Source organism: Bradyrhizobium sp. 33ap4, from assembly GCF_032654765.1.
Classification (GTDB): domain Bacteria; phylum Pseudomonadota; class Alphaproteobacteria; order Rhizobiales; family Xanthobacteraceae; genus Bradyrhizobium; species Bradyrhizobium australafricanum.
The window spans coordinates 1-6,604 of record NZ_JAUMTJ010000127.1 but is presented as its reverse complement, the minus strand read 5'-3'; the positions used below and the strand labels follow the sequence as shown (position 1 = coordinate 6,604).

Annotated in this window: 7 protein-coding genes; 5 read left to right on the top strand and 2 right to left on the bottom strand. The window is 65.4% G+C overall.

Going from position 1 to position 6,604, the window contains the following annotated elements; translation table 11 throughout:
* Positions 1-29: 29 nt before the first annotated feature.
* From Q2M23_RS42925 to Q2M23_RS42905, 5 genes are all read left to right on the top strand, one after another.
* A complete protein-coding gene (locus tag Q2M23_RS42925) occupies positions 30-701 on the top strand; it encodes a hypothetical protein (protein ID WP_316399411.1) in 672 nt (223 codons plus the stop codon).
* 99 nt (positions 702-800) lie between these two features.
* A complete protein-coding gene (gene hisC / locus Q2M23_RS42920) occupies positions 801-1,898 on the top strand; it encodes a histidinol-phosphate transaminase (RefSeq protein WP_028341890.1) in 1,098 nt (365 codons plus the stop codon).
* A 4-nt stretch (positions 1,899-1,902) separates the two neighbouring features.
* A complete protein-coding gene (locus Q2M23_RS42915; RefSeq protein ID WP_316399410.1) occupies positions 1,903-2,835 on the top strand; it encodes a prephenate/arogenate dehydrogenase family protein in 933 nt (310 codons plus the stop codon).
* Between the two features lie 271 nt (positions 2,836-3,106).
* Entirely contained in the window at positions 3,107-3,559 is a 453-nt protein-coding gene (locus tag Q2M23_RS42910) for a VOC family protein (protein ID WP_309143558.1), read from the top strand.
* A gap of 246 nt (positions 3,560-3,805) precedes the next feature.
* Positions 3,806-4,657: a hypothetical protein gene (locus Q2M23_RS42905; protein ID WP_141340956.1), complete on the top strand. Its 852-nt coding sequence runs from the start codon at positions 3,806-3,808 to the stop codon at positions 4,655-4,657.
* Between the two features lie 35 nt (positions 4,658-4,692).
* On the opposite strand, the gene Q2M23_RS42900 is transcribed toward Q2M23_RS42905, so the two are convergent.
* Together Q2M23_RS42900 and Q2M23_RS42895 are read right to left on the bottom strand one after the other, a co-directional pair.
* Positions 4,693-5,682, bottom strand: a complete 990-nt coding sequence (locus tag Q2M23_RS42900) for a tripartite tricarboxylate transporter substrate binding protein (protein WP_316399408.1) — start codon at positions 5,680-5,682, stop codon at positions 4,693-4,695.
* A 96-nt stretch (positions 5,683-5,778) separates the two neighbouring features.
* The gene (locus Q2M23_RS42895; RefSeq protein ID WP_316399406.1) at positions 5,779-6,288 is read right to left on the bottom strand and encodes a hypothetical protein; all 510 of its coding nucleotides are present in this window, start codon (positions 6,286-6,288) and stop codon (positions 5,779-5,781) included.
* Positions 6,289-6,604: the final 316 nt, after the last annotated feature.

The following is a 6,604-nucleotide window of genomic DNA, read 5'->3' as shown; positions in this document are numbered from 1 at the left end:
GTAGCCATGTCGTTCTGTGAGCCAAGGAGTTGAGTGTTATAGTTGTCTTCCTAAGACCGCTTGGCCTCCGACTTGACACCATCGAGAGCATCTGGCGCGTCATCATCTCGACCTTCACCTATGTGCAGGCGCCGTTCGCGGTGCATGCCGATGTTTCGGTCGGCGAGTCGGCCATGCGCGACTCGGCGCGGTTTCACTTCGGCTTCGTGGTGCCTTACGTGTCGCATTTCAGCGCACAGGCCGCGGTCGAGGCGGTGGCGAAGTCGAAGGGCGACCTCGCGCTGGTCTCCGCGATCGCAAGCCGTACGCCGTGGTGGAATGCGCTCGAGGCCAGTGGCGCGCCGAAGATCATCGCGCGGCTGCCGTTCCTCGAACGCGCCGACCATCCCGCCGCGCTGCCGGTGTTCGTGATCTCGCGGGTCGCCGACGACGCCATGGTCACCGAAGTGCAGACCTGGAGCGTGCGCGTCTCCGGCTGGAACGCCGATGTCGCCCGGGCGCTTGCGCCGCTCGCCGAGATCGTCGCGGTCCCCGACACCGCTTTCGACGGCGCGGCGCTCCTGGTCTCGGTCACCGGACACGATTTCGAGGCCATCAAGCTCGCCCTGATCAAGGCCGGCGCCTCGGTCCGCTCGTCGGCCCTCGTCGGCAGCCACGCAACGCGCTATACGGTGCCCTCTAACGGATCGGCCAGGACCTGAAGTAAGAGCCAGCCGCCCGTCCAGGCTTTTGTTTTGACGCGTTTTCTTCACGCGAACCGGTATCCACTTCGCTCGAAAACGCTCTGTTCGGAGTTGATGATGTCCCGCCCCGTGCCGAACCCCGGCATCCTCGATATTGCGCCCTACACGCCCGGCAAGAGCCCGGTGCCGGAACCGGGCCGCAAAGTGTTCAAGCTGTCCGCCAACGAGACGCCGTTCGGGCCGTCTCCGAAGGCGATCGCGGCCTACAAGGCGGCGGCTGACCATCTCGAGGACTATCCGGAGGGGACCTCACGCGTGCTGCGCGAGGCGATCGGCCGCGCCTACGGCCTCGATCCCGACCGCATCATCTGCGGCGCCGGCTCCGACGAAATCCTCAACCTGCTGGCGCACACCTATCTCGCGCCCGGCGACGAGGCGATCTCGACCACCCACGGCTTCCTGGTTTACCCGATCGCCACCATGGCGAACGGCGCCAGGAACGTGATCGCGGCCGAGACCAATTTCACGGCCGACGTCGATGCCATACTCAAGGTGGTGACGCCGCGCACGAAACTGGTCTGGCTCGCCAACCCGAACAATCCGACCGGCACCTACATCCCGTTCGACGAGGTCAAGCGGCTGCGCGCCGCGCTTCCGTCGCATGTGCTGCTGGTGCTCGACGCCGCCTATGCCGACTATGTCTCGCGCAACGACTACGAGCTCGGCATCGAGCTGGTCGCGACCACGGACAACACGGTGGTGACGCACACCTTCTCGAAGATCCACGGCCTTGCGGCGCTGCGGATCGGCTGGATGTTCGGGCCGGCGCATATCGTCGATGCCTGCAACCGCATCCGCGGTCCGTTCAACGTCACGACGCCGGCGATGCTGGCGGCGGTGGCGGCGATCGAGGACACGGCGCATGTGCAGATGTCGCGAACCCACACCGAACAATGGCGCAACTGGCTGACCGAGGAGATCGGCAAGCTCGGGCTGAAGGTGACGCCGAGCGTCGCCAATTTCGTGCTGATCCATTTCCCGACCGACAAGGGCAAGACCGCGGCGGAAGCCGACGCCTATCTCACACGGCGCGGCCTCGTGCTGCGCGCACTCAACAATTACAAGCTGCCGCATGCGCTGCGCATGACCATTGGCACCGAGGAGGCCAACCGCCTCGTGGTCGAGGGGCTGCGCGACTTCCTGGCCGGAAAGTGACATCGTGACGACCGCCCCGCTCTTCCAACGCATCGCGCTGATCGGCTTCGGCCTGATCGGCGGCTCGATCGCGCGCGGCGCGCGCGCGCAAGGGCTGGTCGGCGAGATCGTGACCACCGCGCGCTCGGAGAAGACGCGTGCGCGCGTCGCCGAACTCGGCATCGTTGATCGCGTCGTCGAGACCAACATCGAGGCGGTGAAGGATGCCGACCTCGTCATCCTCTGCATCCCGGTCGGCGCCTGCGGCCCGGTCGCCGCTGAGATCGCGCCGCATCTGAAGCCCGGCGCGATCATCTCCGACGTCGGCTCGGTGAAGGGCGCCGTCGTCAAGGACATGGCGCTGCATCTGCCTGACGGCGTCCACTTTGTCCCGGCGCATCCGGTGGCCGGCACCGAGCATTCGGGGCCGGATTCCGGCTTCGCCGAGCTATTCATCAACCGCTGGTGCATCCTCACCCCGCCCGAAGGCACCGATCCCGCGGCGACCGACCGATTGCGAACGTTCTGGGCCGCGCTCGGCGCCAAGGTCGAGATCATGACGCCCGACCATCATGACCTCGTGCTCGCGATTACCAGCCATTTGCCGCATCTGATCGCCTACACCATCGTCGGCACCGCCGACGAGCTGGCGCAGGTGACGGAATCCGAGGTCATCAAATTCTCCGCCGGCGGCTTCCGCGACTTCACCCGCATCGCGGCCTCGGACCCGACGATGTGGCGCGACGTATTCCTCGCCAACAAGGACGCCGTGCTCGAGATGCTCGGCACCTTCAACGAGGATCTGTCGAAGCTGACCCGCGCGATCCGGCGCGGCGACGGCGAAGCGCTGTTCGACCACTTCACCCGCACCCGCGCCATCCGCCGCGGCATCGTCGAGACCGGCCAGGACTCCGCCGCACCCGACTTCGGCCGGCCGCATGCGAATTTGGAGAAGTAGCCGGGGCAACTCTTTCCATTCGTCGTCCCGGCGAAAGCCGGGACCCATACTCCGCGGCGGGTGTGGTTGACGGGACTCGTCGTTTCAGCTTCGCGCAACGATGCAGCGAAACCCATCATTGGCGCCGCGGGCTTAAATCGATGGGTTTCGCTTCGCTCTACCCATCCTACAATTGGAGTTGCCCGTCGGATTGTGTCGCCGCAGGGCCGACCCACCTACCGGCGGACGGAGCGAGCTGATAGCCTCCAGCAGGAAAGCCGGCGCGTCGCTGATGACAGGGAGCGATCAGATGATACTCAGTCCGGATCATGTGACTATCGCAGTGGCAGATGCCGGCCCGGCGATCGAATTCTTCGCACTGCTCGGCTTCAAGAAGACTCACGTCGCGACCATCGACGGCGGCGTTCCCGCCCGGTACATGGGCATGCCGGCCATGAGAGCGCAGCACATCACCCTCGCACTCGAAGGAGCGGATTTCGAAATCCAGCTGCTTCAGTTCGACCCGCTCCCGGGGACCGATCCGGGGGTGCACCCGACCAATCTGCGAAAGCTGGGCTTCAATCACCTCGCCTTCCGCGTCGACGACATCGAGGCGGCCACCGCGCACCTGGTGGCCAACGGTGTCACCATGCTGAGCGAGGAGATGGACTACATCAGCCGGAAGCTCCGGCTGTTCGAGGGCCCAGAGGGCATCACCTTCGAGTTGGTCCAGCGGGACGCCTGAGACTACGCTGGCCAGGGCCGTTTGCATTGCCCCAAGCGGCGCGGAATGATGTCGGCTTTTGACCCGAGCGGACCCGATCTTCGGCTAGCCCGGGCCAATATCCCGCCCCATTATCACGAGACCTCGGGCGCGCTATCATCCGGCCATTCTTTAGACAAGACTGAAGGGAGTGCTGGAGGCTGATCGCCCCTGACGGATAGCCGAGTCGGCACTCTTGGGTGACATTGGACGGAAAGGGAAACGTCAATGAACTCCACGCCCACTCCGAACCCAGTTGGATCGAACGATAGCCCGAGCGCGCGCGCCGACGAACGACTCGCGGAAGCCCAAAAGCAGATTGCGCGCGCCGATGAAGAACTCACGCGCTTGAGTGAACAGCTCGCAAGAATGGAGCGCGATGCCGCGTCCCACCCGTCGGCAAAGCCAAACCCGCCCTCGGTCGGACCCAACCCCGTTTCTTCCGGGCCCAGCCCTGCTTCTTCCGGACTTGCCTCGCAATCGCGGCCCGGAAGACCGGTATTCCGCGCCCTCACCGCCTTGTCGGTGGCAGCATGTATCGTGGTCGCTGCCCTGGCTTTGCAGTCGTCATATGGCGGGGAAGCCAAGCTGCTTGTCGCCCGTTGGGCGCCGCAGCTCGTTTCAACTCCAGCATTGCCGCCGGATGATCCGCAGCCTCCGGCGCAGCCCGCTCCACCTGCCGTTCAGGTCGCCGCGGCAGACGCCGCTCCGCCCCAAGCGACGCCGTTGCCTCAGACCGCACCACCGCAGGACGCCGCGCCGACGGCCAACACAGCCCTTCCCGATCAGACGCAGCTGCTGCAAACGATCGCACGCGACCTCGCAAATGTTGAGCGAAATATCGAGCAACTAAAGGCGAACCAGCAACAGATGGCCCGCGAGAGCTCCAAAGCCATTGAGGAACTCAAGGCGAGCCAGGAAGAAATGAAACGAGCGCTCGCGAAGGTTTCCGAGCCGAAGGCGTCACCGGCTCCGACGCAGCCGGCGCCGGCCGCGCGCAAGCCCGAGCGGACGTCTATCCCGCCATACGCAAGAGCGCGGCCTCGTATCCCGAGGGAGTGGTTCTACGACGAATGGTGACCGTCGATGCAGCCATCCTTCAGTTCCGGATCGCTTCAAGCCGGCGGCAGGCCGAGTGACTGCGCGGCCTCCATCCAGACCGGCAATTCGCGCTGATACAGCGCATTGCTGTCCTTGAAGCCGATCGCGGGCTCCAGCACGAAGGTCGCAAGCACCTCCTTGACCTTCGGATCGCTATTGGCGGCGACGCAAATCTCCGACAGCCGATCGACGATCGGCTGCGGCGTCGCCTTCGGCAGCGCCCAGCCCGAGAAGCCGCTCACGGTGAAGAACTTCGACGTCGCGCCCTGCTCGGGCAACGTCCTGATCTCGGGGATCGCGTCGACCTTCTTCGAATGCACCCCAAAAACGACGCCGCGACCGCTTTGCAGGACGGTTTGCGCGGCGGTGTAGCTGCCCATCGCGACATCGAGCGTACCTTCCGCGAGCCCGGTCCACATCGGTGCTTCGCCGCGATAGTGGATCGGCTCGATGGTGAGGCCATACTGCTTGTTGAGCTCGTTGATCGTCATGTGCGGCGCGGAGCCCGCGCTATAGGTGCCGAAATTCACCTTGCCGCTGCTGCGCGCATAGGCGACGAATTCCGCCAGTGTCTTGACGCCCAATTTCGGGCTCGCGACCAGCAGCAGCCCGGCGCCCGGGATCACGCTGACCAGCGTCAGATCCTTGTCCATGTCGTAGCCGGGGTTCTTCATCATCGCGCGGTTCATCACGTAAGTGGTCGAGATCGAGCACAGGATGGTGTGACCGTCAGGCGCGGCGCGCGCCACCTCGGCGGCGCCGATCGAGCCCGAGGCGCCCGCCTTGTTCTCGATGACGACGGTTTGCCCGACTTGCCTTGCGATGAATTCGCCGAAGGCGCGTGCCAGGAGATCGGTCTGCCCGCCGGCGGGGTAGCTGCAGATCATGCGGATTTGCCGCGAGGGCCAGGCGGCTTGCGCCGAGGCGCCGCGCGGCAGGAAGGGCATCGCGGCAGCCGCGGTTCCGGCAGCGATGACGTGACGGCGGCTGAATTTCGCTGGCATGAAGTCCCTCCCCGATTTTTTGGTCAGGGTATCGCATCGGCCGATCGCAGTTACGGGACAGATTGGCGCAGCGGGGCCGCAGGTCTGCGACCGTACTCACCGCCGCAGCCGTTGATCCCGGATCGGCCCCGTCGACAGCGCGGCGGCCTTCTGCGCCGGCCGCTGACGGCCGACGAGACCGGCGGTCGCCAGCATGATGCCGCCGCCGAACCACCAGGTGCCGATCACGAACTCCCAGGCGCGCGGCGGAATCTCGTCGAACACGATGCCGTAGACCGACACCAGCGCAGCCAGCGCGGCAAGGAAGATGCCGCCCGCGCTCATCAGCTCGACGGCATCGATGCGACCCGTGCCGCGCATCACCGGCTTGGGAACATCGATGCCGAGATAGAAGCCGACTGCACCGATCACGATCGTCGTCGCGATGAAGCCGAGCGTGCCGAAGACAGCGACATGGCCCTTGGCGAGCTGGGCGGCGACGAAGGTGCCGGCCATGGCACCGGCCATCGCGAGGCCAGTTCGCTGCAGCACATGCGCGGCGCGGCTGACCATCATCAGTTCGCGCGCGATCACGGCCCTCTGCTTCGGTCTGGTCACGATCCTCATGTGCGGTGTTCCTTTGCCGGTGGTGCACTCCCTCTCCCCGTTCTTACGGGGTCGAGACAAGCGAAGCGTGCTCTTGGAGGGTTGGGGTGAGGGGCCGTCTCCGCATGGATGGTGATAGCAACGTTTGCGGAGGCTCCCCCTCACCCGGGGCGCATCTAACGATGCGCTCCGACCTCTCCCCGCGCGCGGGGCGAGGTAACCAGAGTTCGTAGCTCGGCTCGAAATGACATCGTCACGCCCTAGGTGGTGTGGACACTAGCGCATCCATAGAACAATGGCAGCGAGAGTGACGACGGCCCGGTAATTCCGGGCCGTT